The following is a 26,899-nucleotide window of genomic DNA, read 5'->3' as shown; positions in this document are numbered from 1 at the left end:
ATGCAATATTTACAAATTAAAACTAGCAAGCTGAACTTGCGAAACTTAAATTAAGTATTCTATGAAATCAGTTTAAATTAATCTCCTAATAAATATTTGCGCAGTTCATCTGCATTATCGGCAATGAAGTCAGGGCCATATGATTCAAGTTCGGCCTTTGGTCGGAATCCCCAACTTACACCTACAGTAGTTACACCTGCATTCTTTCCGGTCTGCATATCTACGCAGGAGTCGCCTATGTAGACAGTATCTTCTTTGGCAATACCTGTGTGTTCGATTATTTCATAAGCTATCGTAGGGTTCGGTTTAGAAGGGACACCTTCTCTCTGTCCAAGTATCAGAGAGAAATCTACTCCATGGAAGAACTGAAGTACAAGTTTTACGGCAGCTTCCTGATATTTGTTTGATGCCACTCCTATGGCAATATTATTTCTCTGCAGTTCCTTGAGCAGTTCAACCATTCCGGGATACGGACGGCTAAGGTCAGAATTATGGACATCATAATATGGTACGAACTGCGAACGTAGTTTTGTTATATATTCTTCGTTGCGTTTGTCTTCGGGAAGTGCACGTTCGAACATTTTGTTTATACCATTTCCAACGAAGAATTTGTATTCTTCTTCCTTGTGTGTAGGAAGTCCATAGTGCGCAAGTGCGAAGTTTGTAGCTGCGGCAAGGTCGGCTATTGTATCGAGTAATGTGCCGTCCAAATCGAAAATTGCAAGTTTCATGAATAAAGAATTTTCTTTTTATTTAATTGTCTGATAGTTTATAAATCGACTGCAAACTTACGGAAAATCGTTTGATTTATTATATCTTTGTGAATCTAAAAAGTGATAAAATTATGAAAACACATAGGTTGGGAGTAATATTGTTGGTATTTTGTGGTTTTTTGATATTTGAAAATACAAGATTGATGGCGCAGGATTTTACAGACTGGAGTTCCTGGACTTCGGTTGTTGTGAACCATAAGTTTAATCAGTCGTTTAGGGTGATGTCTAAAGTGCAGGTCAGAACAAGGGATGATTTTAGTGTTTTTGAGAGATTTTTTGTAAATGCCGGATTGGGGTATAAGGTTTTACCTAAATGGGAGTTGAAAGGTGTTTTTGCCTATCATCGCAGGAATAGTGCTTCCAAGGGAGAATTCAATGCATATAGGTATCATATAGGGTCAGAGGCTACATGGAAGAAAGGTGACTTCAGAATTCGTTGGAGAGAAAGATTTCAGCAAACTTTTGCTTTAGGTGATGCAGAAACTATAATCCGTTCAAGACTGATGTTCGACTATAATATTCCGTCGACAATACTGGCACCGTATTTTTCTATTGAAACTTTCAATGATCTGGAAAATAATGATTTCTTCAGGGCAGAAAGAATCCGTTATATGCCAGGATTGAAGATAAATTTAAGCGATATGTATCCGTTGTCGGTATTCTATTGCAGGCAGAATGATATTTCCAGGAAAACTAACATTGCCGGCATAGAATTCATCGTTAATCTGTAATCCGTTTAGTTGGCTTTTAATTTTTAATTATAAATTTTTAATTCTTAATTATCATGAGTTTTTTTGATTTGGTAAATAAACGCTACTCGGTACGTTCGTACGAAGAACGACAGATAGAAAAGGAAAAAATGGATTACATTATGAAATGCGTACGTTTGGCACCATCAGCTGTAAATTTTCAGCTATGGAAGTTCTATATTGTTACTGACAGAGAAAAACTGGATGCCATAAAGTCTACATACAAGCGCGAGTGGATTCAGTCTGCTCCATGTATAATTGTGGCGTGTGCCAACCATGATGAGTCTTGGCATAGGCGTTCGGATAACAAAGACCATGCAGACATCGATTTGGCAATAGCAGTAGAGCATTTGTGTCTTGCTGCAGCAGAACAGGGATTAGGCACTTGCTGGGTATGTAATTTTGATGCATCCTTGTGTCGTCAGCTGATGACATTACCTGAGAATATGGAGCCGATAGCTCTCATACCAGTAGGATACACTTCTGATACGGAAGTCCCGGAGAAAAAGAGAAAAGAAATGTGTGAGATTTGTACATACATCTAAAGTTTATGTTGCTTTTTATGTAAAAAGAAAATCCTTAAGCTAAAAAAACGGCAAATGAACATTGTAACAATGCTCGTTTGCCGTTTTGATAGTCAGTTTCGCTTATAGGCTTATTTTACTTTTTCTATAGCCTTGTTGATATCTGCAATGATATCGTCTACATTTTCTATACCGACTGACAGACGTATGAGGTCTGGTGCTACTCCGGCTTCAATAAGCTTTTCGTCGCTGAGCTGGCGGTGGGTATGACTTGCCGGATGGAGTACACATGTACGTGCATCAGCCACGTGTGTTACTATGCAAATCATTTTCAGATTATCCATAAATTCTATTGCCTCTTCACGGCTGCCGTTAAGTCCGAAAGCAATTACACCGCATGAACCGTTAGGCAGATATTTTTGTGCCAGGTCGTAATATTTGTTGCTCTTCAGTCCACAATAGTTAACCCATTTTACTTTAGGATGAGCTTCAAGCCATTCTGCTATTTTCTGTGCATTTTCGCAGTGTCGAGGCATACGCAAATGTAATGTTTCAAGTCCTAAATTCAACAAGAAAGCATTTTCAGGCGATTGAATTGAACCTAAGTCACGCATCAACTGAACTGTAGCTTTGGTGATATATGCCATTTTGCCGAAAGCCTTTGTATAAACTAATCCGTGATATGATTCATCCGGTTTAGTAAGTCCGGGGAACTTGTCTGCATTTGCTTCCCAGTCAAAGTTTCCGCTATCAACAACAGCACCTCCCACACATGTGGCATGACCGTCCATGTATTTTGTTGTAGAGTGTGTCACTATATCTGCTCCCCATTCAAAAGGACGGCAGTTTATAGGTGTGGCAAAAGTGTTGTCAACTATCAAAGGTACTCCGTGACTGTGTGCTATACGTGCAAACTTCTCAATATCCAATACATTGATACCCGGGTTTGAGATAGTTTCTCCGAACAGACATTTAGTATTAGGACGGAAAGCCTTTGATATTTCTTCTTCGCTGGCATCCGCATCGATAAAAGTACATTCTATACCGAGTTTCTTCATTGTAACGGCAAACAGATTGAATGTTCCTCCATAGATTGTTGAAGAGCATACGAAATGATCACCAGCTTCACAAATATTAAATACTGCATAGAAATTGGCTGCCTGTCCTGAAGAAGTAAGCATAGCTCCCACACCACCCTCAAGTGTTGCAATTTTAGAAGCAACGGCATCATTTGTAGGATTCTGAAGTCTGGTGTAGAAATATCCTGATTCTTCAAGGTCGAAAAGGCGGGCCATCTGTTCGCTTGTTTCGTACTTGAATGTTGTCGACTGATATATAGGCAATACTCTCGGTTCACCTTTTTTAGGTTGCCATCCGGCCTGTACGCATAGAGTTTCTCTACTTAATTTATTTTCCATAATGTTTTATTTTTATTGAATATTTATTTTATTGACGGCAAAATTACTAATATTTCCGTCAATTAGTTGACGAATGACAAAAAAAAGAATTATATTTGAACAATATAACCAAATAAGAATAATTGTATGGAAGATGAAATCGTTTTTAAGCACGTGATACCGGCTCAAATCCGGTTCAGTGATGTCGATCAGTTTGGCCACATGAACAACTCGGTGTATTTTTCTTTGTATGACCTTGCCAAGACTACTTATTTCAAAGACGTGTTTGGCGATTTGCATGACTGGAAGAAGTTCGGAGTAGTGGTGGCTAATATAAATGCAGATTTTATTGCTCCGGTATTTTTCTCGGATGAGCTGGTCATAGAAACTACGGTTGTTCATCTCGGAAATAAAAGTCTGACATTGCTTCAGCGTGCAATAAACAAATCGAGCGGTGTTGTGAAGTGTCAGTGTCGTACGGTACTTGTAGGCTATGATGTAGCAACCAAAGAACCGATACCTATCCCTATGATATATAAGAAGGCAATATGTGACTATGAGGGGAAGACATTGGAAGAATTATCAAAGTAATAAAAATATACCGTTATAAGCTTCGTTAAAGAGTTTATAACGGTATATTTTTTATATAAGAACCGATACTTGCAATAAAGTATAACGTATGAACAAAATAGTATATCGGAAAGAACTTATTTCAATATAATTTTGCAAAAGAAATAGTAACGAAAAATTATATAGAATATGAAGTTAAAAAAATTCGAAGGAAATCCAATCCTATCTCCTAATCCGGAAAACACATGGGAGAGTCTTGTTGTCTGTAATCCCGCAGCTTACTATGAAAACGGTAAATTCTATTTATTATATAGAGCGGCAGGTGATGATGCGGAACATTTTATTCACATCGGTTTGGCTGTCAGTGAAGACGGGTTTAATTTTAAACGTGTCTCTGATAAACCTGTTTTATCTCCTACACCGAATAGTTTTGATGCAGGTTCTGTAGAAGACCCACGAATTGTAAAATTTGAAGATGAATTTTATATGACATATGCATTCCGTCCATATCCTCCAGGACGCTATTGGGAAAATGCATATGATATTGTAGAAGCACCGGAACATAATAGTTTTGCTCCTAAATGTTTAAGGGATAATATTGGAAACACAGCTTTGGCTGTAACAAAGGATCTTAAGAACTTCAAGAAGGTTGGCAGGTTGACACATCCATCTCTTGATGATAGGGATGTTATTCTTTTCCCGGAAAAGATAAACGGAAAGTTCTATATGTTGCATCGTCCGAAAAATTATGTTGGTGCGGAATATGGTACGGATTATCCTGCTATATGGATAAAATCGTCTGAAGATTTGATGAGTTGGGATGTTCCCAGCAAGTTGCTTTTAAAAGGTGAGGAGAAATGGGAGGTAAAAGTTGGTGGAAATACTCCTCCGATTAAAACTGAGTCAGGATGGTTGTTGTTGTATCATGGAGTAGATGAAAATTTCACTTATCGTGTAGGTGCGTGTCTTCTTGATTTGGATGACCCTACAAAGGTTTTGTATAAGACACAGAATTTTCTCATGGAACCTGAAACAAGTTTTGAAAAGGACGGCTTATATAAATGGGGAGTAGTATTCCCGACCGGGGCTGTAGTACGTGGTGATGATTTATATGTATATTATGGTGCTTCGGACCAGTGGTGCTGTGTGGCGACATGCAAATTGAGTGAATTGGTTGATTTTGTGAAAAAAGATAGCAAATAATTATGGTAGGTTCAATCTCGGCAATAGATATAACGATAATTGTATTATTTGTTATAGGAATAATTTGGTGGGCATTACGAAATAGTAAGACTTCCGATTCGGAATCTTATTTCCTTGCCGGAAAAAGTATGTCCTGGCCAATGGTGGGCTTGTCCCTGTTTGCAGCAAGTATATCAAGTTCAACTCTTATAGGTCATTCAGGTGAAGGTTTTATCAGTGGCATAGCAGTGTTCAATTACAATCTGATGGCCGTATTTGTAATGATTTTCTTCGCTATGTTTTTCCTGCCTTTTTATATTAAATCAGGCATTTACACTATACCTGAATTTTTGGAAAGGCGCTTTGATGGTCGTTCACGATTGTATTTCTCATTTATTACGATTATAGGAAATGTTTTTCTTGATGCTGCAGCCGCACTATATACCGGAGCATTGATTTTGAAGATGATGTTCCCGGATATAGATATGATGTGGATAATAATAGGAATGGGTATAGTGGCCGGCAGTTATACTATTGTCGGCGGATTGTCCTCTGTTATAAATGCTGATGCTATACAGTCTGTCATTCTGTTGGTAGGTTCCATTATATTGTCAATACTATGTTTTAACAGTATTGGTGGATGGGAAAATTTTGTTGACAGATTTCACGATGGAGTTTGGCTAAAGTTGATAAGACCTATTGATGACCCCACTGTGCCATGGCCAGGACTTTTGTTTGGAGTTACTATTCTGAGTTTTTACTTTTGGGGTAACAATCAAGTTATGGTTCAGCGTGTTTTGTCGGCAAAATCCATAGACGAAGGACGCAAGGGAGTGCTTTTTGTTGGTTTTCTCTATATGTTTACACTTTTCATATTTATCATGCCGGGGCTTATAGCACGTGGCATAGACCTTTTTGGAGTAGGAGATGCCTTGCCTGATGAAATAATAAGCGGTGGAGTGTTGAAGGAAACATATGGTATTAATACTGATGAAGTTTATCCACGTCTTATAGTAAAATTACTTCCTGTAGGTTTGATAGGTGTGATTATAGCCGCTATGATTTCCGCTTTGACTTCTACACTTAGTGCTACTCTAAGTTCTGTATCTACATTGTTTACCATGGATTTTTATTCACGTTATGTCAAAGTGAATGATTCTAAAAAAATGGTGAGAATAGGACAGATAGCATCTTTCGTTGCCTTGGTAATAGCTATTTCATGGGCACCGTTTATCCAAAAATTCGATTCTTTGGTAGGTTATTATCAGGAAATGGTCTCTTATATCGCCCCACCGATTGTCGGAGCATTTTTCATTGGAGTCTTTTGGAAAAGAGCAAATGCGATAGGAGCGTTTACAGGACTTATGTTTGGTCTTGCAGTGGCATTCCTTATTATGGGACTGAAATATGGTATGGGAGTAAATATAGGAATACACTATCTGATGTTGGCACCATTGTTGATGATAGCAAGTATGGTAGTTATGTCAGTTGTAAGTCTTTGTACCTCTTTACCTCCGGCCGATAAGGTTGAGGCCAATACGTGGAAGGTTCAGTTGTGGAAAGATGAAACCAAGGAGTTGAAAGGCGTTGTTTGGTACAAGAATTTCAGAGTCCTTTGTGCTATTTTAGCTCTTTTGTGTGTAATAGAATATTTGTTGTTTATTTAAAAAAAAGTATTATGATGAAGAAATCAATGAAATATATAGCGTTTATGTCTGCATTGTTTCTGCTGTCTTGCTCGAGTGAGATTAATGAAAAAGAATTGGATGGCTTTAATTATGTAATTGGTACACAGACCGTAGGAGCGAAATACAAGTTTACCGATGAAACAAATCTGGTTGAAACTGCAAAAGCCATACGTGGTATGGGGTCTAACTTATTGAAGTTTAGTTTAAGTCCCAGATATTATTGGGAGAATTATGATATACCATATGATGAGAATATAAAATGTCTGAAAGACTTGGCACAAGAAAAATCAGTAAAAGAGGTGCTTGATATGGATTTCAAGTATTATCAGATATGGTCATACGAATTTTCACAATATACACAGGAACCTGAAGGACAGAAAAAGGATGAATACCAGATAAAGTTTATAGATGGTTTATCAGATGAATATGCAGAAAAATCATACAAGGAAATATATGATTTGGCATCCTACCTTTTGAAGACATATTCTGGAACCGGTAAAGTCTTTTTCTTGGGAAATTGGGAAGGAGACTGGCATTTGCGTTGGGATTATAATAGGAAAAAGCCTGCTAATCCCAAAACAATAGAAGGAATGATAAGATGGATTAATACAAGGCAGAAAGCTATAGATGATGCAAAGAGAGATACTCCTCACAATGATATACAATTGTATCACTATCTTGAGCTTAATCTTTCCGATCTTGCAGTAAGGGGTGAGGTTTGTGTTACAAACAGTGTTCTGCCATATACAAATACGGACTATGTATCGTTTTCATCGTATTCGGCAACAAATCCTCCTTCAACGGAAGAAGAAATGGATTCTGTTTTGACAAAACATCTTGACTATATTGAATCAAAGATTCCTGCAAAAGAAACAATAAAAGGTAAGAGGCTTTTTATAGGTGAGTACGGATGGAACGAAGCTGCTTATCTTCAGGAAGTTATCGATGAAAGAGCCAAGTGGGTAATGAAGACGGCGTTAAAATGGGGATGCCCGTTTGTCTTGTTCTGGGAAATGTATAATAATGAATTGACAGAAGACGGCTCAAACAGGGGGTTTTGGCTTATAGATAAGTATAACAAAAAGACACCTCTTTATTATACCCACCAGAATTTTTATAAAGAGTCAAGAACATGGGTAAAAGAATATTACGAAAAGAATGGAAAAATGCCGTCACATGATGAATTTGTTGAGGCTGCTGTTGGTTTCAATTCTTTAAATTAAAAGGTAAGTATAAGTTTTCAGGTATTCGAAGGAGGCGAAAGCCTCCTTCTTTTCGTTAATAAATAGTAAGTTTGTTTATATTGTCATCTCTAAATTCACTTGGAGTTACTCCTTTCCTTTTTTTGAAAATTCTGTTGAAGTTTGAGATATTATTGAAACCGCAGTCATAAGAAATTTCTGAAATCGTATTAGTCGTTTCAAGCAACATTCTGGCAGCCTCTCCAACTCTTAAATCGTTTAGAAAATCAATGAAACTTTTTTGGGTTCTTTTCTTAAAGAAATGGCAAAACCCTGATTCTGTCATGTTTATTAATTTAGCAACTTCTGCAATTGTGATTTTTTTACTATAGTTCTTTTGAATATATTGGTGTACAATTTTTATTCTCCTGCTCTTGATTTCATAATGGTTTTGTGTAAAATTCGGACTGCACAATAATCTTTTATTTACCGACCTTGAAAGTATGTATAATATGTTCATAAAATCCAATACTGTGTCAAATCCTTTTTTTTCAGCAAGTGACATAAGCATTGGAACAACTATTTTCTTATCTTCATCTGAGAAAACTATTCCTTTGTCTGATAATGTAAGTAACTCTTTTATTGGCCTGAATAAGTTCTTGTTCAAAAAAGAATTACCAAACAGTTCACGGCAGAATTGAATAGTTATCACATGAGTATGATAATCAGGTGTACTTTCCCATGAATGAAAGGTATTCGGACCTATTAAGACTAAATCCGTACCAGATATGTTTTCTACTGAATCACCTACAATCCTTTTACCTGTAAAATCCATAACAAGATTTATTTCGTATTCATAGTGATAATGAGTAGGAAAATCAAATGAAGCATTCGGATGATTTAATAAAATGAAAAAATCATCATTGTTTATTGGTGTAATTTCACGTATTATCTGTTTCATGGTGCTTGTTTTAAATCATATTGCAATAGTAGTATAAAATAACCAAAAAAACAATAGGTGAGCAAAATAATATCATGCTTTTGCAGTAAAATGCCTTATTCTTGATTTGATTTGCCATAAATTTGCAAATAGAAATATAAAGTATTTATAAGATAATATTGTGAATTACATTTATTGTTATCATGTTGTTATATAATAAAATATATTTGTGTTGAATATGATATGATTAAAAGTTTTTTTTAAAACTTGTGTTGATGTTTGTATTTGGATGGGGCTATCAAAGTTCATATTCTGAATAGATATGTTCAATTTAGTACTGAAATTTATTTTGATGCAACTGTTGATTTTGTTTCTTGCAATATTAAGCAATATAAAACATTTAAAATCTATATAATTATGTTTAATAAGTTATTTTTAACGTTGCCTTTTGCCGGTTTTTGTGTAGCCGGAATGTCTCAGCCAAATGAAAAACATAATATCGTTTATGTTTTGTTGGATGATTTGGCTTACGATGCGATAGAATCTACGAATCGTTATCCATTTTTGAAAACTCCTTATATAAGCAGGTTGCAATCGGAAGGGGTTACTTTTGATAATTTCTTTTGTACTATGGCTTTAAGCTCTCCTTCAAGAGCATGTATGTTGACAGGTATGTATCCTCACAAGCATGGTGTTACGCAAAATGACGCAAGAGTTGATGCTAATTGGGAAAAATATCCTCCATACTCATCTTATTTGCAAGATGCCGGTTATGAAACAGCATTTATAGGAAAAATGCACCAAGCTGCATTGTGGGATGAGGAGCAGGTGCGTCCCGGTTTTGATTATTGGCTTGGATTCAGACATCAGGGTGATTACTTTAAAAATACTTTTAATGAGAATGGAAAGGAATTTTATAAGGAAGGCTATATCACTGATGTTTTAACAGATTATGCAAATGATTGGTTGACAAAGAAGAGGGACAAGAATAAACCGTTCTCCCTGTGTCTGTGGCATAAAGCTGTTCATGAACCATATGTAGCAGCTCCAAGACATTTAGGATGTTATCAGCAGGAATCGTTACCACTTCCTCCTAATGGAAATGGTGTGGAACGTTTCGAAGGAAAACCTGGGTGGCAGAAATATAAAAAGACTTTCTATAAAATAGGTGAAAATGATCCTGAATGGAATCCGGATTATGCAACACCTAAGAAAATTCTTGAGACATTATTAGCTGTAGATGAATCTATAGGTTCTGTTCTAAACACATTGGAGAAGATTGGCGAATTGGAAAATACAATAGTGATTTTTTCAAGTGATAATGGATATTTTATGGGTGAACATGGATTTTGGGATAAAAGAATCTCGTATGATGAATGTATGAGAATACCATTGATAATGCGTTTGCCTAATAAATTAGGAGCCGGCAAACATATTAAACAGATGTGTCTGAACATTGATATAGCACCAACAATGATGGATATTGCCGGTGTTAAAGTTCCGGACTACGTTCAGGGTAAATCAATGCTGCCTTTGTTGCAAGGACAGAGTGTTGATTGGAGAGATTCTTTCTTGTTTGAATATTATGTTGACGACGCTTATCCTTATGCCGGTCCTACTCAGGTGGCAGTCCGTACAGAAAAGTACAAATTGGTTGATTGTTTCTTGGATGATGATATAGATGAACTGTATGATCTTGAGAAAGACCCGGGTGAAATGGTAAACTTGATTAATAATCCTGAATATAATTCCGTACAGAAGGACTTGAGGAAAGAACTTAAAAAATTGATGAAAGAAACAGGATATACCTCAGATAGAGATTTTTGGCTAAGAGTACAAGCACCAAAATGGGAAGCTAAATATAAGAATAAAGCTAAACATTAAAAAACTATTTGCATTATGCAATATAGTATATTATATGTGCAATATTGGTCAATATCTGATTTTAGTCATTTTGTATTTTTGTAATATCTAAAATATGGAAATAATTGATAATAATATATTAATGTTTTTGTAAAATCTAATAAATTATGAAAAGTGGATTTCTGATTAAATTATTTGTGTTTTGTGCCTTAGTGGTTCCTCTATCTTTGTTTGCTCAGACTAAGGTCATTAAGGGAATCGTTACAGATTCTTCAGGAGAACCCTTGATTGGTGTTAATATTGTAGAAAGAGGTACAAAAAATGGAACAATTACAGATTTTGATGGTAAGTTCGTTTTAAATGTTTCGCTGGAATCTAAACTTAAGGTTTCTTATGTTGGTTTTAAAACATTGAATTTGAATGTCTCTAAGAAAGATTTTTATGAGATTGTCTTAGAAACAGACGCGGAATTGCTTGAAGAAGTAGTAGTTGTTGGTTATGGAACAATGAAGAAAAGCGATTTGAGTGGTGCGTCACAAGGTATTAAGTCAAAGCAGTTTGAAGACCAATTTATGAACAGTCCGGAAGAGGCTTTGAAGGGACGTATTGCTGGTGTAAAGGTAACCGGTGGAAATGCTCCTGGTGAGGGTTTGAGCATCCAGATAAGAGGTACTAATTCAATGCTTGGAGGAACAGAGCCATTGTATGTTGTTGACGGATTTCCTATTGAACCATCTGTAGATGCTAAAGGTACAGGAAATACCTCACCGTCTCAATCATCATTAAATTTTATCAATCCAAACGATATTGAAAGTATTGAAGTCTTAAAAGATGCTTCTGCCACTGCAATATATGGTGCCAGAGGTGCTAATGGCGTTGTCCTGATACAGACAAAATCCGGTAAATCTGGAAAAACTCAAGTTTCATATAATGGTGGCGTAGGTGTGTCTGTCGTTTCAAAAAAAATAGATTTGCTTGATGAACAAGGTTATGCTGAATATATGAATCAAAAAGAATTGAACAGATATTATATCCAGTCTGAGGCTGTAAGGTTAGGATATTTAGCGGCTGATAAACTTGAACCTGTAAGTCTTCCATATGATGGGATAAACAAGCCTCTTCCCTCTGGACTTGCCGGAACAGGTACGGATTGGCAAGATGCGGTTTATAGACCGGCTTTCAATACCAACCATTCTTTAAAAATTTCCGGAGGAAATGATAAAACTAAGTTCTCAGTATCAGGAGGTATCTCTGTCTCAAATGGTTCGATTATTGAGACGAATTTTAGAAGGTTTACATTGTCATCTACCATTGATCATAAAGTCGCTAAAAATCTTAAACTGTCAAGCAGTGTGAATTTATCTAAATCCGATACGCAAGGTGGATTGACATCAACCGGTGATGTATTTGCTAATAGAGGCGTTGTAACAAATGCTTTATGGTGTCAGCCTGTATATGAATTGACTGATGAACCAGAAGAAGATGATTTGTCAGAACTTAATGATGGTAATCAGTTTAATAACCCATACCTTCTTGCTACTTTGATTGATGATGAGAAAGGGAATTTTACTCTTAGGAATGTAAATAAACTTGAATATCAGATAATTAAGGGTCTTATAGCTACAGGAACAATGGCATATTCAAGAATTACAAATGAGAGATCGCAGTATTTCCCGATAGTCTCTAAAAGAGGGGAAGCGTCTGAAGGAATAGCTTCTTTGGCTTCCAATTTAAATTCCAAATATATGTTGGAAGGTAGGTTGAATTATACAACTAAATTTGGCAAGTTTCATAATTTCTCAGTAATGGGTGCTGTAAGTTATGAAGATGTTGATTTTAAGAGTTTTTATCAAAAATATTCAGGCTTTCCTAATGATGCTTTGAAATTTAATAATGTATCTAGTGCGAAAGAAATTTATTCTCCTGAAGACTCATACTGGAGTTCACAGCTGCTTTCATATATTTTCCGTGCGAATTACAATTATAGAAATAGATATTTGTTGACAGCCACATTTAGAGTGGATGGCTCAAGTAGAGGATCATACGATAGTAAATATGATTTCTTCCCTTCTTTGGCTGCATCGTGGAGAATCTCTGAAGAACCTTTTATGAAAAATGTAGATTATATTAGTAATTTGAAACTGCGTGCTTCCTATGGTGTTACAGGAAATTATCCAAATGTGGCATATCAGTCGCTGTCAAAAATGGAGTATAGTAAGTATCCTTTTGATGGGGTTTTGGATTCCGGTGCATACGAAGCAAATTTGGGTAATCCGGAATTGAGTTGGGAAAAAACTGATCAATATAATGTGGGGCTTGATTTAGGATTTTTCAACAATAGACTCATGCTTACTGTTGATGCCTATTATAAACTTACTCGAGATTTGTTACAGCAGGTAAAGATTGCTCCTTCTACCGGTTTTGGAACAAGACTTATGAATCTTGGTGAGGTAGAAAATAAAGGTATTGAATTTGATGTCAATTATAAGATTTTCTCAAAAAAGAAACTTGAATGGTCCGTTTTTGCTAATGGAGGTGTAAATAGGAACAAACTGCTATCTTTAGGTAACAGGGATTACATTCAAGGAAATACCATAGGAGGTGTTATTGCAAATAGATTTATGGTAGGTCAGCCATTAGGTGTGTTTTATGGACTTCGCCAGAAAGGAATCTTTGAGTCATGGGATCAGATAAGAAACTCCCCTGACGGTGTTGCACAAAGAAACGCAACTCCTGGGGAATATATATTTGAGAATCTCCATGTTGATTATGTAGAAGATGCAAGTGGTAATTTAGTCCCTTCAGAAAAGCAAGTTATAAATGAAGAGGATTATACAGTTATCGGTGATCCGAATCCGGATTTTGTTTATGCATTCGGTACTGATTTCAGATACAAGGGATTTGACTTCAATATTCTTTTCACAGGACAAGTAGGAGGAGATATATATTGGGCAGACTATGGTATTCTTACAAATATGTGGAGACCATATAATATGTATGCTCCTGCTTTTGAGAATAGTTGGAAAGCTCCTATACAGTATACTGTAGTTGATGCAAACGGTAATAGTCATGTATTCGGCTCAACTGGAAATACTTCATCTGCATCTTATCCAAGAGCAATGAATTGGGATAAAGAAAGTACTGTTGTCTATCAGGGGGATGTTACCAAAATAGCAAGATATAGAAATGATGTGATGAATGATGCCATGTTGCATGATGCTTCTTTCCTAAAAATTCAGAGTGTAACAGTTGGATATACATTTAATAATATACCTAAGATTTCTTCATTAAGGCTTTCTGTAAGTGGTACTAATTTGTTTACCTTTACAAAATATCCTGGATATGACCCTGAAATATCATCTTCTTTAAGCCCTATGATGAGATCTATTGATTTGGGAGCTTATCCGGCACAGAGAACAATAACAGGTTCAGTACAGATTAACTTTTAATTGATAACACCATGAGAAAAAATATATTGTATTTCTTGTTTATGTCTATGTCTTTGGTTTCATGTTCACTTGACGAAAGACCGATAGACTTTACACAAAAGGATGATTTTTATAAGTCGAATGATGATCTAATAATGAGTGTGAATTCTTGTTATAATGTGCTTTCACATGAACAGTATTATGGCAATCAATTTACTTCTGCTATATTTTGTTCTGCAGATTATGGAGAGGGGAATACCGGACAGAACTCTGTTCAACAATTTACACGAGGAGAACTAACAGGAGAACATCTTATTCTTAAGAATATATGGGCACAAATTTATAAAGGTATTGCCAGAGCTAATTCAGTAATATATTATTCTGAAAAAGCAGAAGATGTAAATCCGGTTTTAAAATCAAGGGTGATAGGTGAGGCCAAATTTATAAGAGCCCTAAATTACTTTAATTTAGTACAATGTTTTGGGGAAGTTCCTTTAAGGTTACAGCCTGTTCTTGATTTTGATAAGGATGAAAAATTGGAACTTGCATCAAAACAATCCATACTTGAACAGATAGTTTCGGATTTGGTGTATGCTGAGGCTAATTGTTGGAATCGCGAAGAGAAAAGAGAGGGCTTCGTAAATGAAGTTGGAAGGGTGACATCTTTGGCTGCAACAACATTGTTGGCAAAAGTTTACTTGTATATGGCCACTGTGGGACGAATAGCTAATGACCCAAATTTTAAAGATGGAGACTTCCCTGGAATACATAAAGATTTTTCCGGGTATAGCAATTATGATGAATATTATACACTTTGTAAGGAAGCTTGCGAAAGGGGGATTAGCCATAAAGACTTTGCAATGGAAGAGGATTGGGCTGATTTATGGAACGTTACAACTAATAAAAATCCAAAAGAATATATATTTGCTATACAGTATTCTAATGAAACAGGATATGGAAACAGATTGCCGTTTTTGTTCTTGCCACGCCAATGTGTACTTGGTGGGTCAAGAAGCTCTCAGGGAGGAGTTAATAGGTTTGTGTTAGAGTTTGTTAATCTACGTACGCTTGATACGGATAATAATTATAGATGGAATAATGGTTTTGTTTTGAATGTAGAATATAGAGATGGAACAAAGCCAGAAGATTGGAGATGGAATACAGCAGGAAAAGGATTCTATTTTATAACAGGTACCAATACTCAAGGAAAGGGTGGTGGAAAAAATAAATTAAGTTTGAAAAAATGGAATGATCCTGCAACATCAAGCGAGGCATCATCATCGTGTGATTTACCTATTTTGCGTTCTGTAGATTTATATTTAATGCTTTCAGAATGTAAAGCAGAACTTGCTCAAAACCCAGCCAATGGATATGCAGATATAAACGCTGCAAGACAAAGATTAGCAGGTATACCTGAAATTAATGATACTTATCTTGATGGTTTTGAAGGTGAAACTCCGATGGAAAAATTCAGAAACCTGATATTAAGAGAAAGGTTACAGGAGTTTGCCGGTGAAGGTGACAGATATTTCACTTTGCTGAGGATGGGTAAATATATTAGCGAATGTAAAAAAGTAGTTGCAAAAGGTAATGGTGCAAAGGTAAGAACCTTGGATAATTATTATTGGCCTATCTCACAAGACGAGGTGGCTGCTAATACAGGAAATGTAAAATAGTTATAACTTTTTATTAGTATATGGATATTAGATTATTTTGGGCATCTTTACCGGTAATGTTACCGGTAGCTATGTTGGCGCAGGAGCGCCCCAATATTGTTTTTATTATGAGTGACCAGCATCAGAAAATGGCTGTTGGATGTTTGGGAAGTGAAGTAAGAACTGTAACCGGTGGTTCTGTTACTCCCAATATAGACTCTCTTGCTGCCAATGGTATTCTTTATACTAATGCATATACTCCTGCGCCTCTAAGTGCTCCTGCCAGAGCCTCTTTAACTACCGGCTGTTATCCTTCTCATCATACTGCTTTAAGACATAAATATAATGGTAAAGGTTCCGGGGAATCTCGTTTTCCCGGAATACTTCCTGATTTACCATGTTTTGCAGAATTGTTTAGAAAAGCCGGATACTCTACTGCGGCAATAGGTAAGATGCATGTTCATGGGGAGCTTAAGGATGTAAATGACTTGGGGTACGATTATGTAGATCTTCGTTTTTACACAGAATATCCCGGAGCTCATTATGCTGATCGTGCAAATGGAGATTGGAACAGGCGATATAGGGAAATGGATCCTTACAAGAAGAAAACATATAGTGAGATAGATGGAGTAAAATACTCTGAAGTAGATCCTTCAGTTACTGTAAAAGATAATCATAACAATGTGAAATATCTTGAAACTCTTGTTGAAAAAGATTCCCAAATGTTTGACTATTTGGTAGCTGAAGAGTCTATCAAATTTATGGAGAAATGTGTAAGAGAAAACAAACCGTTCTTCATAAATGTAGGATTTGAAAAACCTCATGAACCATATACTACTACCAGAAAATATATGGATCTTTATAACCCGGAGGACATGCCATTGCCCGAAGAATGGAATCAGTTTAACGAAGACGGTCCTTTTCCTTTCCTGATGAACTGGTTGCCTCAGAAACATGGAAACAAAATGATGGCAAAGAATACAATGGCAGGCTATTATGCGTGTGTAAGTTCTATGGATGATCAGGTCGGTAAGGTGATAGAGGCTTGCAAACGACTTGGAATCTATGACAATACGATATTCGTATATACCACAGACCATGGAGAAAATATGTACCAACACGGTCTTTTGCAGAAACATTGTATGTTTGAATCGGCTGTAGGGGTTCCTATGATAATCTCTTATCCTAAAGAACTTTCTAAAGGTCAGGTCTCTGATAATTTGGTTTCAACGCTTGATTTGCTTCCAACAATATTGGAATTATCAGATATAGAGATTCCATCTACCTTTGATGGGGTTTCATTGATAAATAATTCTGCAGAAGACAGATATGTATATTCTGAATTTTATGAAGCAGGCCAACAGTATAAAATGTTTCCAAAAGAAAAGATGGTACCTATGAGGATGTGTAGATGGAAGAATTATAAATACATTTATACACATGGGTTTATAGATCAGCTTTATGATTTGGAGGCAGATCCTAATGAGCAACATAATCTTGCCATTTCTCCTTCCTCTGAAATATCGGAGATTATAGAACAATTAAGATTCAGGGCTTTGGCAGACTGGACTGTAGATGATTTCCCATTGCTTTCGACTAATGTTGAAAGAACAGGTAAAAACTTGAAGTTCACAATAAACGAGAATATACCGTCTGCAGTAAAGTATGTACTTTACGCTTCTGATACATCGGACTTTGAGAAAGCAGAGAAAGTTGTAGAATCAGATAAAAACACTATCTTGATAAAAGATGAATCAGGTAATGAACGCTATTATTGGTTAATGGTTGAAGAAAAGATGGAACGTACTTTTGGCCCTTCTAAACTGTATTCAGGAGTAAAGGTTGCCACTTCAGTTTTCCCTGCCAATATACCTATGACGGTTGAAATGAAAGTAATTCCTAAAATGAAGGAACATAACTTTAAGTACAATAAAGTAGCGGTTTATAACAAATGATATTTAAGATAAAAATGAAAAAATTAGTTTTGATATTAGGCTTATCAGCATTTATTTCAGCGGTATCGGTATTAAATGCTAAGAACATAAATGAAGTTTTGGGCGTAACTCATACCGGAGGTAAATATTGCCTTACCAAAGAACCTTTTATAATCGAAGGAGCTCATAAAATAGATTCAATGGGATTTAAAACCATTAAGTTTTTCCTAAGTAAGGATATGGACAGACTCTATCCTTATAATTCGGAATGGAATCTTCCTGAAAATCCAACATGGACGGATGTTGTAAGCAGCAAATACTTTGATGAAGTTTTCAAGATGGATTTCAAAACACTTGTTTTCAATATTACCGACCATAACAAGCAATTGGCGAAGAAAAATGCAAACTTCAAGAAATCTTCAAAAGAGATTGGTGATTTGGTGATATATCTGAAAAAAAGGTTTGCTGATAGAGATATTACATTTATCATAAAGAACTGGGAAGGTGACTGGATATTGAGGGGACTTGCCAATAAAGAAGACAAATGGGCTAAAGTTCCTCAAGATATAAAGAAACTTAGATGTGATAACTTTATAAAATGGATTAATTCAAGACAGGAAGCTATAGAGAAAGCTCGTGAAAGTGTAAAGAATTCAAAGTGTAAAGTATATCATGCTCTTGAAGCAAATAAAGTGATGGCAGGAATCGACGGTATAGTATCGGTTTCCAATTCTGTACTTCCGTTTGTAAAGGTCGATTTGGTTTCATGGTCCAGTTATGACGGTCTTAAGTCTGCTGAAGATATGGAGCGCGGAATAAAGCATTTGTCCGAAATGCATAAAAAGAGAGGAACTTTCCCAGGAAAACAGACTGTGATGATTGGCGAAATAGGATTTCAGGAACAGGTAGCAACATTCGATGTGGCTAAAAGAATGAAATCCATTTATGACAAATGTCTCGAAATGGAAGTTCCGTATATTATTTATTGGGAAGTTTATTGTAATGAACCAAAAGACCAGAGTACAAGGTCTAAATCTTACCCTATGAGAACTACTGACGAAATGAAAGGACTTTGGCTTTTCCGTCCGGATGGTTCAGAGAGTATAGCATGTAAAGTATTGGAGGACTATTTAAAAAGATGATTATGAAAATAAATGATAATTTGATATTATTGGGAGTTCTCCCATTGATGGCTTCTTGTTCAGGGTCAGATAATAAAGAACAGGAAAAGCCTAATATTCTGTTTATTCTTTCAGACGACCATGCCAGAACTGCTATCAGTGCATATGGAGGAATAAACGCTGCAATCGCTCCAACGCCTAATATTGATTATTTAGCACAGAATGGTGCCATATTCAATAATATGATGTGTACTAACTCCATTTCTGGTCCAAGCCGAGCATGTATATTGACCGGAAAGTACAGTACCGAAAATGGCTTCTATCAGAATGAAGGTGGTATGGTATTCAACGGAGATCAGCAACAGGTACAAAAAATACTAAAAGAGAATGGATATACCACTTCTTTATTCGGTAAATGGCATTTGTATTCCACTCCTCAGGGCTTTGATTATTTCATGATTCATGATAATAAAGGTCAGCAGGGACTTTATTGGAATCCTATTTACAATACCAACGGCAAGAAAGAAGTTATAGAAGGGTATTGTACCACACTGACTGCCAATGCCGCTTTGCGCTGGCTTGACAAACAAAGGGATAAGTCAAAGCCATTCTGTATGATGCTCAATTTCAAAGCACCACACAGATCGTGGGAACCCGATTCTTGTTATCTTAATTTGTACGACGATGTGGAATTCCCTTATCCAGATACATTCAATGATGACTATTCTACACGTGAACAGACCATGGGTAAAAGTATGGCCAAGATTTCCGAGCATCTTTCACGTGGCGATTTGAAAATGCAGGCGCCTGAAGGACTTTCGCAAGAAGCTAAGGATAAATGGCTTTGGTATGGAGGAAGTGGTGAAAACCAATTCTGGACACCAGATCCTAATATGAGCGAGACAGAACTGAAAAAATGGAAATTCCAAAGATATATAAAGGACTATTTCAGATGTGTCAAGTCTGTTGACGATCAGGTAGGTAATGTCATTTCTTATCTAAAGAAGAATAATCTTCTGGATAATACGATAATAATCTATATGGGCGACCAAGGTTTTTATTTGGGTGAAAATGGATTGTACGACAAAAGATGGATGTACGAAACATCACTTCAAATGCCATGTCTGATTTCTTATCCTGCTAAAATTAAAGCCGGTACAAGAATCAATGATATAACTCTTAATATAGATATGGCTCCAACTCTTCTCGATTTTACAGGTCTTAGTGTTCCTGAAGATATGCAGGGAGAAAGCTTCAAAGGCTTGTTGCTCGACCATGACAATGCGGCAAAAGACTGGCGCAAGGCCATGTATTACCAGTATTTCGAATATCCAAAATGGCATAGAGTACAACCGCATTATGGTATCAGGACAGAACGCTATAAGCTTATACATTTCTATTATGATATTGATGTATGGGAATTATATGATTTGCAGAAAGACCCGAAAGAGTTGGTAAACGCTTATAATAATCCGGAGTATAAAGATATAATATCGGAACTTCACACACAGCTTGATGAGATGGTTAAGAAGTACGACGGATTAAGTCTTGAAGAAAGACGCAGCCTTACAGAGAAAAGAATGAAAAAGTATGAACCTTAATTATTTAAAACGATGAAAAGATTCGGTTTACTTGTATGTACAGTTTTGAGTACTGTATGTATGTTTTTCTCTTCTTGTTCCAAAGAAGATACCTCAGATTCTTATATCAAGGTAGTTAATGTGGAATATGAAGTTGGAAAAGTAAAAATTAATGTTGGTAGTAATGTTGAGTGGAATGTCGTGTCCAATCAGGAATGGGCTAAATTGCAGCAAACTTCAGGTGTAGGAAATTCGTCTGTTGAGATGAGCATTACTCCGGGGCTGTCTATAGAGAAAAGAACTGTGGGCTTGTCTTTTAGTTCAGTAGATGAAACTGTAAAACAGACTTTTGTTTTGTCTGTGCCTGCTGTTAAAAATTATTTTAAAACTCCATTTGTGGAAGGGAATGCTAAAAAGGATGAACCTTTTTCTGGCTATTTGGTTATTCCATATTCAGGTGTTGAAAGTGAAATGAAATTGGTTTTGAATGTCATACCTACAGGAGTAGCATCAGGTGGATTTGAACCTGTTTCTGATTTTGAAGTTACTATAGTCAATGATGGTGAAATAAGGATACCGATAACAGGTACACCTCAACAAATGGGAAGCCTTGATTTTAATATTACGGGATTGTATGGGATAGAGGATATGGTTTGTCCATTTTCAGTTAATGATCTTTACGTGTTGAAAGGATTTATTACGTCAAATATACCAAACAAACCTTATCCTGTCAAAGGAACAGAATTTAACCCTAGTAGTTATGATAGAGGCCTTAATGATGAAAAGCTCGCCGGATTTGGATTGGACGGATGGCATGTTACGTGTGCTGGTATAGCGCATCAATCTATTATTGTTGCTAAACTGGATACTCCAGGTTCGGTTATTACTCCAGTTTTATCATCAATTGTTGCACCAAGTAATATTATTGTTTCTTTCTATGGTTACACAATGAATGGTACTCCAGATATAAGTATTAATGTAAATCTGTGTAACTCGGCAAATGAAACTAAGTCTTCACATGCAGTAATAATTGATGTAGGTGGTAAGACGACTACAACTGCTCCTAAAGCTAAATTCAATGATGATATGAAAAAGTTTGAAGTTGAGTTTGAAAATGTTGCAGGAACAGATTTTGTAAAATTTGAAATACCTGCAGGTGATCCTATATTTTTTAAGGATTTTGTAATTCAATATAAATAATAATATATTTAAAGAGTTAAAGACAGTTTTATTAAGAACCTCTTTAACTCTTTATTTTTTTCAAATAAATATGTGTCCAAGATTTTTATTAGTATTGATATTATTTATTTCCGGTAAAATCATTGCCGGAAATATAACAACTGAAGTTTTTAAAACAACAAACACTCGTCAATTGACATTAAAAGTATATACTCCATCTGATATAAAAGAAGGTGATAAAAGATCGGCTATCGTATTCTTCTTTGGCAGAGGATGGAAATCAAGGAGATTGAACCAGTTTGAACCACAAGCTGAATATCTGTGTAGTAAGGGTATGGTATGTTTTATTGCGGATTATAGAGTGTGGCAAACAGATTCTGTTCATCCGATAGAGTGTATTAAGGATGCTAAATCTGCTATAAGGTATGTCAGGAAAAACTCTGAACGTTTTAATGTTAATCCTGATATGATTGTAGCTTCAGGAGGCTCAGCCGGAGGACATTTGGCTGCTGCAACGGCTTACGTGGATAAGTTTAATGATGAGAACGATGACTTGAATATCTCTCCTAAACCAAATGCTTTGGTCCTGTTTAATCCTGTGGTTGATAATTCAGAAACAGGATATGGGTATAAAAGGATAAAAGACTACTTCCCGGATTTCTCTCCTGCTCATAATGTGAAAAATCCGGTTCCTACTATATATTTCTTAGGTGATGAAGACATTTATATAACTGTAAAATCTGCAGAAGAATATAAAAAGAAATGTGAGGATTTAGGAGGTGTCTGTGATTTGCATATTTTTGAGGATAGGAAACACGGCTTTTTCAATAAGGGAGATGACTATGATAAAACCTTGAAATTATCATATGAATTTCTTGTACGATACGGATTTATCAGTGAATAATATTAAAAAAGAATAGTTGAAAATGAGAAAATTTATAATGTTCCTTTCTTTGTTGACTTTTATTTCATGTTCAACAAAGGTTACGGATGATATGACTGGTAATGATAGTGATAATACAGACGATGGTACACCTGTAGATGAGAATGTCATTGAAATGAATGAACGTTTGGGAGTTACTCATACGGGAGGTAAATATTGTTTGACAACAGAGCCTTTTATCATAGAAGGTGCACGTAAGATCAATTCGTTGGGCATTAAGACTGTTAAATTCTTTCTATCAAAGGATATGTCAAAACAGTTTCCTTATAATTCGGATTGGAGTGCAACGAAAGATAAATCATGGGTGGAAATAGTATCTTCTCCGTATTTTGAGGAAGTTTTCAAAATGGATTTCAAAACCATAGTTTTCAATATTACTGACCATAACCAGCAGTTGTCAAAGCCGGATGCGGATTTCACTGAGTCTTCAAAGGAAATTGGAGATTTGGCACGTTATCTTCTTGTAAAATTCAAGGATCGTGATATTACATTTATAATCAAGAACTGGGAGGGAGATTGGATTCTAAGAAGTAACGATAAGGAAGACAATGCCTGGGCTAATGTTCCTGCTGATAAAAAGGCCTTGAGGTGTGAAAATTTCATTAAATGGATAAATGCTCGACAGGAAGCCATAGACGCTGCTGTAAATGAAAATACAGATTCTAAATGCAAGGTTTATCAAGCACTTGAAGCAAATAAGGTAATTTCTACAATGAATAGCCTGCCTTCTGTAGCAAATTCAGTTCTTCCATATGTGAAAGTGGATTTGGTCTCTTGGTCCAGTTATGATGGGCTGACTTCAGCTAATACGATAAAAGCGGGAATAGACTATTTGGCAAAAATGCATCTTAAAAAAGGGCGTTTCCCAGGCAACCAAACAGTAATGATTGGCGAAATAGGTTTTCAGGAGAATATGGTAAGCTTTAATGTTTATGAACGAATGAGAGCCATATATGATGCGTGTATAGAAAAAGAAGTCCCATATATAATCTATTGGGAAGTATATTGTAATGAGCCAAAGATTTCGGCAGATAAAGATAAATTTTATCCGATGAAAACTGCTGATGAAATGAAAGGATTATGGCTTTATCGTCCTGACGGCTCTGAAAGCATAGCGTGTAAGGTTATTAAGGACTATTTAAAATAAGGGTATATGCAGAATCGGTTTAACGCTTTATTGTTTGGCAGTTGTTTGGCTGTAGGGACGTTTTCTCCCAATGTATTGTCTGCGTCTTCAAAGGTTAAGGAGACAAAGCCTAATATACTTTTAATCCTTGCGGATGATCTTGGATTAGGCGATCTTTCGTGCCAGTATGCCAAAGATATAAGGACTCCGAATATAGACAGAATTTTCAATACAGGTTTGCGTCTTACCAATTGTCATGCAAATTCTACCGTATCATCACCTTCTCGTGCCGGATTATTAACCGGTAAATTTCCTGCAATGGTCGGTGTTCCGGGAGTTATACGAACTAAGGCATACCAATGTTGGTGGGATTTGCAGGCCGGAGTCATTATGTTACCTCAGGTTTTGAAAGATAACGACTACAACACTGCACTGATAGGAAAATGGCACCTTGGCTATGAAACGCCCAATACACCTAATGAAAAAGGATTTGACTTTTTTCATGGTTTCTTGGGAGATATGATGGATGATTATTACACTCATTTAAGGCATGATATAAATTATATGCGATTAAATGAAAAAACTATTAATCCTGAAGGGCATGCTACTGATATTTTTACAGATTGGGGAATAGATTATATAAGGAAACAGTCTGCCGAGGATAATCCGTTTTTCTTGTATTTGGCATATAATGCTCCTCATGACCCGTTGCAGCCTCCTGTTGATTTCTTGAATACGGTAAAAGAAAGAGAGAATGGTATTCCTGAAAAAAGAGCAAAATTGGTTGCAATGATAGAGCATCTTGATTATAATATAGGTAAGGTGATGAAGTGTCTTCAGGAAACAAATCAGCTTGATAATACGATTGTCATTTTTACATCCGATAATGGAGGATATAAGGCCTCGATGGCTAATAATGGACCTACAAGAGGATATAAAGGCGATATGTATGAAGGTGGTTTGAGAGTTCCTTGTGCAGTAAATATGCCTAATGTGTTTGAAGGTGGAAAAGAAATTGATAATTTCATAATGCTTTCTGACTTTATGCCTACATTATGCGATTACATTGGGATAAAGCTGGAACATGAGATAGATGGAATTTCTGTCCTACCATGCTGGAAAGGGGAGGAACAAGATACTGAGGATAGATATATTTTCTGGGTGAGAAACGAAAACGGAAAAGATTTTTGCGGAAAGTCGCAGAGTGCTATACGATATAAGTCGTACAAACTTTTGCAGAACAGACCGACGAAACCTATGGAGTTTTATAATATTGCGGTTGATTCTTTGGAAACATCTCCTTTGGAATTGGATGGTGAGGAATATTTAAAGTTACAAATCAAGCTTACTGAATTTTATAGAATATGGGGTAAAATTCCTTATACTAAGAATCGTCATGATAGATAAATCTGTTACTTTGAATAAAGCCAATCATCCCTTGAAAAGGGGGGGATTGGCTTTTAAATTTTATTTCTTAACCTTCACCTCATACAAGTCATTTCGTCTGTCTTTCAGATTTCTTACACTACCGTATGTGTGTAGTTCGTTCAGTAGGTCAAGGTCAACATCCGATACAAGAATCATTTCTGTATTTGGAGTGGCTTCGGCACGCTTACCGTCGGTAGGGAATGTGAAGTCGCAAGGGGTGAATACTCCTGATTGGGCATATTGGATATCCATGTTATGTACACGTGGCAAGTTTCCTACACTTCCGGCTATCACAACGAAACATTCGTTTTCTATAGCTCTGGCATGGGCACAAACCTTAACTCGGCTGTAGGCATTTTGTGTATCGGTCATGAAAGGAACGAAGAGAATTTGCATACCCTGATCGGCCATGATTCGTGACAGTTCCGGAAATTCTACATCGTAACATATCAGTACACCTATTTTGGCACAGTCAGTTTCAAATGTCTTAATGGAACGACCTCCGCTAAGTCCCCAACTCTTTGTTTCATCCGGGGTAACGTGGATTTTTTCGTACATTTCGGTTGTACCGTCACGGCGACAAAGGAAGCCAACGTTGTACAGGCGTCCATCTTCTTTTATAAGAGGCATACTGCCTGTTATTATGTTTATGTTATAACTTATAGCCAGTTTTATAAATCGTTCCCGTATTTCATCTGTATATGCTGCCAGTCCGCGGATAGCTTCTGATTCTGCTTCATTGTTGAAACGTGCCATGAGAGGTGCGTTGAAATATTCAGGAAACAGAATGAAGTCACTTTTATAGTCTGATACAGCATCTACAAAGAATTCAACTTGCTCAAACAGATCGTCCAATGTGTTATACGAACGCATCTGCCACTGTACCAAGCCTACTCGTACTGAAGTCTTAGGACTGATATATTCCTGTGTAGGTGGCTGGTAGTAGATATTATCCCATTGAAGAAGGCAGGCATAGTGTCTTGATTCCTCATCGTTCGGAAGATAATTACGCATAACCTTGCGTACGTGGAAATCGTTTGATAGCTGGAATGTCAGAACAGGGTCATAAATTTCTTTTTGCCTAACCTTGTCTATGTATTCCTTTGGCCGCATTTTGTCGGCATATTTGTGATAGTTCGGAATTCTGCCACCGAACATAATAGCTTTCAGATTTAATTCCTCACACAATTCCTTGCGGTATTCATACATTCGTCGTGCCAAGCGCAGTCCTCTGTATTGTGGATGTATGAATACCTCAATACCATATAATATATTTCCTTTTGGGTCATGTGTATTGAAAGTTTCTTTGCCTGTAACTTGTGCGTACGTGTGGTCATTTTTTACATCATCGTAGTTTACTATTATAGATAGTGCGCATCCCACTATCTTTTCGTCCACTACGGTGACTATCTGTCCTTCAGGGAAAATTCTGATAAGTTTTTCTATTTGCTTGTGTGTCCAGAATACATCGCTTCCATCGCTGTAAACACGTGTGAATGATTGTGCCAACTGGTCATAATCTTCGATTTGTAAATTTCTGATTTGTACTTTGTTGATTTTTAGTGAGTCCATTGTTTTATGTTATGATATATCTTTCTTTAAAAAATGAAAATATCTCCAATACCGTGGCTGATATTG

At 36.3% G+C, this 26,899-nt stretch carries 20 protein-coding genes; 16 read left to right on the top strand and 4 right to left on the bottom strand.

Annotation, left to right across the window (positions count from 1 at the left end; genetic code table 11):
• Positions 1 to 77 precede the first annotated feature (77 nt).
• Entirely contained in the window at positions 78 to 731 is a 654-nt protein-coding gene (locus tag QZ379_RS01545; RefSeq protein WP_291557471.1) for an HAD family hydrolase, read from the bottom strand.
• Positions 732 to 844: 113 nt separating this feature from the next.
• On the opposite strand from QZ379_RS01545, the gene QZ379_RS01540 reads away from it, so the two are divergent.
• The gene (locus tag QZ379_RS01540) at positions 845 to 1,504 is read left to right on the top strand and encodes a DUF2490 domain-containing protein (protein ID WP_291557469.1); all 660 of its coding nucleotides are present in this window, start codon (positions 845 to 847) and stop codon (positions 1,502 to 1,504) included.
• A gap of 53 nt (positions 1,505 to 1,557) precedes the next feature.
• On the top strand, positions 1,558 to 2,067 hold the full coding sequence (locus tag QZ379_RS01535; protein ID WP_291557468.1) for a nitroreductase family protein: 510 nt from the start codon (positions 1,558 to 1,560) through the stop codon (positions 2,065 to 2,067).
• A gap of 110 nt (positions 2,068 to 2,177) precedes the next feature.
• On the opposite strand, the gene QZ379_RS01530 is transcribed toward QZ379_RS01535, so the two are convergent.
• Positions 2,178 to 3,464, bottom strand: coding sequence for an O-acetylhomoserine aminocarboxypropyltransferase/cysteine synthase family protein (locus QZ379_RS01530; protein ID WP_291557466.1), 1,287 nt, complete (start codon positions 3,462 to 3,464; stop codon positions 2,178 to 2,180).
• A gap of 126 nt (positions 3,465 to 3,590) precedes the next feature.
• Here QZ379_RS01530 and QZ379_RS01525 point away from each other — a divergent pair, with 126 nt between their 5' ends.
• The 4 genes from QZ379_RS01525 to QZ379_RS01510 all read left to right on the top strand — a co-directional run bounded on the left by QZ379_RS01525 (position 3,591) and on the right by QZ379_RS01510 (position 8,106).
• Positions 3,591 to 4,034 carry a thioesterase family protein gene (locus tag QZ379_RS01525; protein ID WP_291557463.1) on the top strand — a complete coding sequence of 148 codons (444 nt, stop codon included), beginning with the start codon at positions 3,591 to 3,593 and terminating at the stop codon, positions 4,032 to 4,034.
• A gap of 168 nt (positions 4,035 to 4,202) precedes the next feature.
• Entirely contained in the window at positions 4,203 to 5,216 is a 1,014-nt protein-coding gene (locus tag QZ379_RS01520; protein ID WP_291557459.1) for a glycosidase, read from the top strand.
• Positions 5,217 to 5,218: 2 nt separating this feature from the next.
• Positions 5,219 to 6,862 carry a sodium:solute symporter gene (locus tag QZ379_RS01515; protein WP_291557454.1) on the top strand — a complete coding sequence of 548 codons (1,644 nt, stop codon included), beginning with the start codon at positions 5,219 to 5,221 and terminating at the stop codon, positions 6,860 to 6,862.
• Between the two features lie 11 nt (positions 6,863 to 6,873).
• Positions 6,874 to 8,106 (top strand): hypothetical protein, encoded by a 1,233-nt coding sequence (locus QZ379_RS01510; RefSeq protein ID WP_291557452.1) that lies wholly within the window; start codon positions 6,874 to 6,876, stop codon positions 8,104 to 8,106.
• 55 nt (positions 8,107 to 8,161) lie between these two features.
• Here the strand turns inward: QZ379_RS01510 and QZ379_RS01505 are convergent, their stop codons facing one another.
• A complete protein-coding gene (locus tag QZ379_RS01505; RefSeq protein WP_291557449.1) occupies positions 8,162 to 9,025 on the bottom strand; it encodes an AraC family transcriptional regulator in 864 nt (287 codons plus the stop codon).
• 396 nt (positions 9,026 to 9,421) lie between these two features.
• On the opposite strand from QZ379_RS01505, the gene QZ379_RS01500 reads away from it, so the two are divergent.
• The 10 genes from QZ379_RS01500 (at position 9,422) to QZ379_RS01455 (ending at position 25,240) form a co-directional block, all read left to right on the top strand.
• Positions 9,422 to 10,888, top strand: coding sequence for a sulfatase (locus QZ379_RS01500; RefSeq protein WP_291557447.1), 1,467 nt, complete (start codon positions 9,422 to 9,424; stop codon positions 10,886 to 10,888).
• A 146-nt stretch (positions 10,889 to 11,034) separates the two neighbouring features.
• The gene (locus QZ379_RS01495) at positions 11,035 to 14,316 is read left to right on the top strand and encodes a TonB-dependent receptor (protein WP_291557445.1); all 3,282 of its coding nucleotides are present in this window, start codon (positions 11,035 to 11,037) and stop codon (positions 14,314 to 14,316) included.
• Positions 14,317 to 14,327: 11 nt separating this feature from the next.
• The gene (locus QZ379_RS01490) at positions 14,328 to 15,971 is read left to right on the top strand and encodes a RagB/SusD family nutrient uptake outer membrane protein (protein ID WP_291557443.1); all 1,644 of its coding nucleotides are present in this window, start codon (positions 14,328 to 14,330) and stop codon (positions 15,969 to 15,971) included.
• A gap of 20 nt (positions 15,972 to 15,991) precedes the next feature.
• A complete protein-coding gene (locus tag QZ379_RS01485) occupies positions 15,992 to 17,905 on the top strand; it encodes a sulfatase-like hydrolase/transferase (RefSeq protein ID WP_291557441.1) in 1,914 nt (637 codons plus the stop codon).
• Between the two features lie 14 nt (positions 17,906 to 17,919).
• A complete protein-coding gene (locus tag QZ379_RS01480; RefSeq protein WP_291557440.1) occupies positions 17,920 to 19,026 on the top strand; it encodes a hypothetical protein in 1,107 nt (368 codons plus the stop codon).
• Positions 19,027 to 19,028: 2 nt separating this feature from the next.
• Positions 19,029 to 20,606, top strand: coding sequence for a sulfatase (locus tag QZ379_RS01475; protein ID WP_291557436.1), 1,578 nt, complete (start codon positions 19,029 to 19,031; stop codon positions 20,604 to 20,606).
• A 12-nt stretch (positions 20,607 to 20,618) separates the two neighbouring features.
• A complete protein-coding gene (locus QZ379_RS01470; RefSeq protein ID WP_291557434.1) occupies positions 20,619 to 21,785 on the top strand; it encodes a BACON domain-containing protein in 1,167 nt (388 codons plus the stop codon).
• Positions 21,786 to 21,957: 172 nt separating this feature from the next.
• Complete coding sequence (locus QZ379_RS01465) at positions 21,958 to 22,668, top strand: alpha/beta hydrolase (protein WP_291557432.1); 711 nt, start codon at positions 21,958 to 21,960, stop codon at positions 22,666 to 22,668.
• Between the two features lie 22 nt (positions 22,669 to 22,690).
• A complete protein-coding gene (locus tag QZ379_RS01460; RefSeq protein WP_291557430.1) occupies positions 22,691 to 23,854 on the top strand; it encodes a hypothetical protein in 1,164 nt (387 codons plus the stop codon).
• Positions 23,855 to 23,860: 6 nt separating this feature from the next.
• Positions 23,861 to 25,240: a sulfatase-like hydrolase/transferase gene (locus tag QZ379_RS01455; protein WP_291557428.1), complete on the top strand. Its 1,380-nt coding sequence runs from the start codon at positions 23,861 to 23,863 to the stop codon at positions 25,238 to 25,240.
• A gap of 60 nt (positions 25,241 to 25,300) precedes the next feature.
• On the opposite strand, the gene QZ379_RS01450 is transcribed toward QZ379_RS01455, so the two are convergent.
• Positions 25,301 to 26,833, bottom strand: coding sequence for a carbon-nitrogen hydrolase family protein (locus QZ379_RS01450; protein ID WP_291557426.1), 1,533 nt, complete (start codon positions 26,831 to 26,833; stop codon positions 25,301 to 25,303).
• Positions 26,834 to 26,899 lie beyond the last annotated feature (66 nt).

The sequence above is a fragment of the Bacteroides sp. genome (genome assembly GCF_019417265.1).
Lineage (GTDB): Bacteria > Bacteroidota > Bacteroidia > Bacteroidales > Bacteroidaceae > Phocaeicola.
Note: the sequence above shows the minus strand (reverse complement) of the source record. Positions and strands in the feature narration are given on the sequence as shown.

Bases quoted from the DNA above. Each gene is read 5' to 3' on its own strand.
- QZ379_RS01515 (WP_291557454.1), top strand. From the start codon at position 5,219: ATGGTAGGTTCAATCTCGGCAATAGATATAACGATAATTGTATTATTT.
- QZ379_RS01495 (WP_291557445.1), top strand. From the start codon at position 11,035: ATGAAAAGTGGATTTCTGATTAAATTATTTGTGTTTTGTGCCTTAGTG.
- QZ379_RS01520 (WP_291557459.1), top strand. From the start codon at position 4,203: ATGAAGTTAAAAAAATTCGAAGGAAATCCAATCCTATCTCCTAATCCG.
- QZ379_RS01535 (WP_291557468.1), top strand. From the start codon at position 1,558: ATGAGTTTTTTTGATTTGGTAAATAAACGCTACTCGGTACGTTCGTAC.
- QZ379_RS01505 (WP_291557449.1), bottom strand. From the start codon at position 9,025: ATGAAACAGATAATACGTGAAATTACACCAATAAACAATGATGATTTT.
- QZ379_RS01480 (WP_291557440.1), top strand. From the start codon at position 17,920: ATGAAAAAATTAGTTTTGATATTAGGCTTATCAGCATTTATTTCAGCG.
- QZ379_RS01510 (WP_291557452.1), top strand. From the start codon at position 6,874: ATGATGAAGAAATCAATGAAATATATAGCGTTTATGTCTGCATTGTTT.
- QZ379_RS01490 (WP_291557443.1), top strand. From the start codon at position 14,328: ATGAGAAAAAATATATTGTATTTCTTGTTTATGTCTATGTCTTTGGTT.
- QZ379_RS01450 (WP_291557426.1), bottom strand. From the start codon at position 26,833: ATGGACTCACTAAAAATCAACAAAGTACAAATCAGAAATTTACAAATC.
- QZ379_RS01455 (WP_291557428.1), top strand. From the start codon at position 23,861: ATGCAGAATCGGTTTAACGCTTTATTGTTTGGCAGTTGTTTGGCTGTA.
- QZ379_RS01475 (WP_291557436.1), top strand. From the start codon at position 19,029: ATGAAAATAAATGATAATTTGATATTATTGGGAGTTCTCCCATTGATG.
- QZ379_RS01460 (WP_291557430.1), top strand. From the start codon at position 22,691: ATGAGAAAATTTATAATGTTCCTTTCTTTGTTGACTTTTATTTCATGT.
- QZ379_RS01525 (WP_291557463.1), top strand. From the start codon at position 3,591: ATGGAAGATGAAATCGTTTTTAAGCACGTGATACCGGCTCAAATCCGG.
- QZ379_RS01470 (WP_291557434.1), top strand. From the start codon at position 20,619: ATGAAAAGATTCGGTTTACTTGTATGTACAGTTTTGAGTACTGTATGT.
- QZ379_RS01485 (WP_291557441.1), top strand. From the start codon at position 15,992: ATGGATATTAGATTATTTTGGGCATCTTTACCGGTAATGTTACCGGTA.
- QZ379_RS01500 (WP_291557447.1), top strand. From the start codon at position 9,422: ATGTTTAATAAGTTATTTTTAACGTTGCCTTTTGCCGGTTTTTGTGTA.
- QZ379_RS01530 (WP_291557466.1), bottom strand. From the start codon at position 3,464: ATGGAAAATAAATTAAGTAGAGAAACTCTATGCGTACAGGCCGGATGG.
- QZ379_RS01545 (WP_291557471.1), bottom strand. From the start codon at position 731: ATGAAACTTGCAATTTTCGATTTGGACGGCACATTACTCGATACAATA.
- QZ379_RS01540 (WP_291557469.1), top strand. From the start codon at position 845: ATGAAAACACATAGGTTGGGAGTAATATTGTTGGTATTTTGTGGTTTT.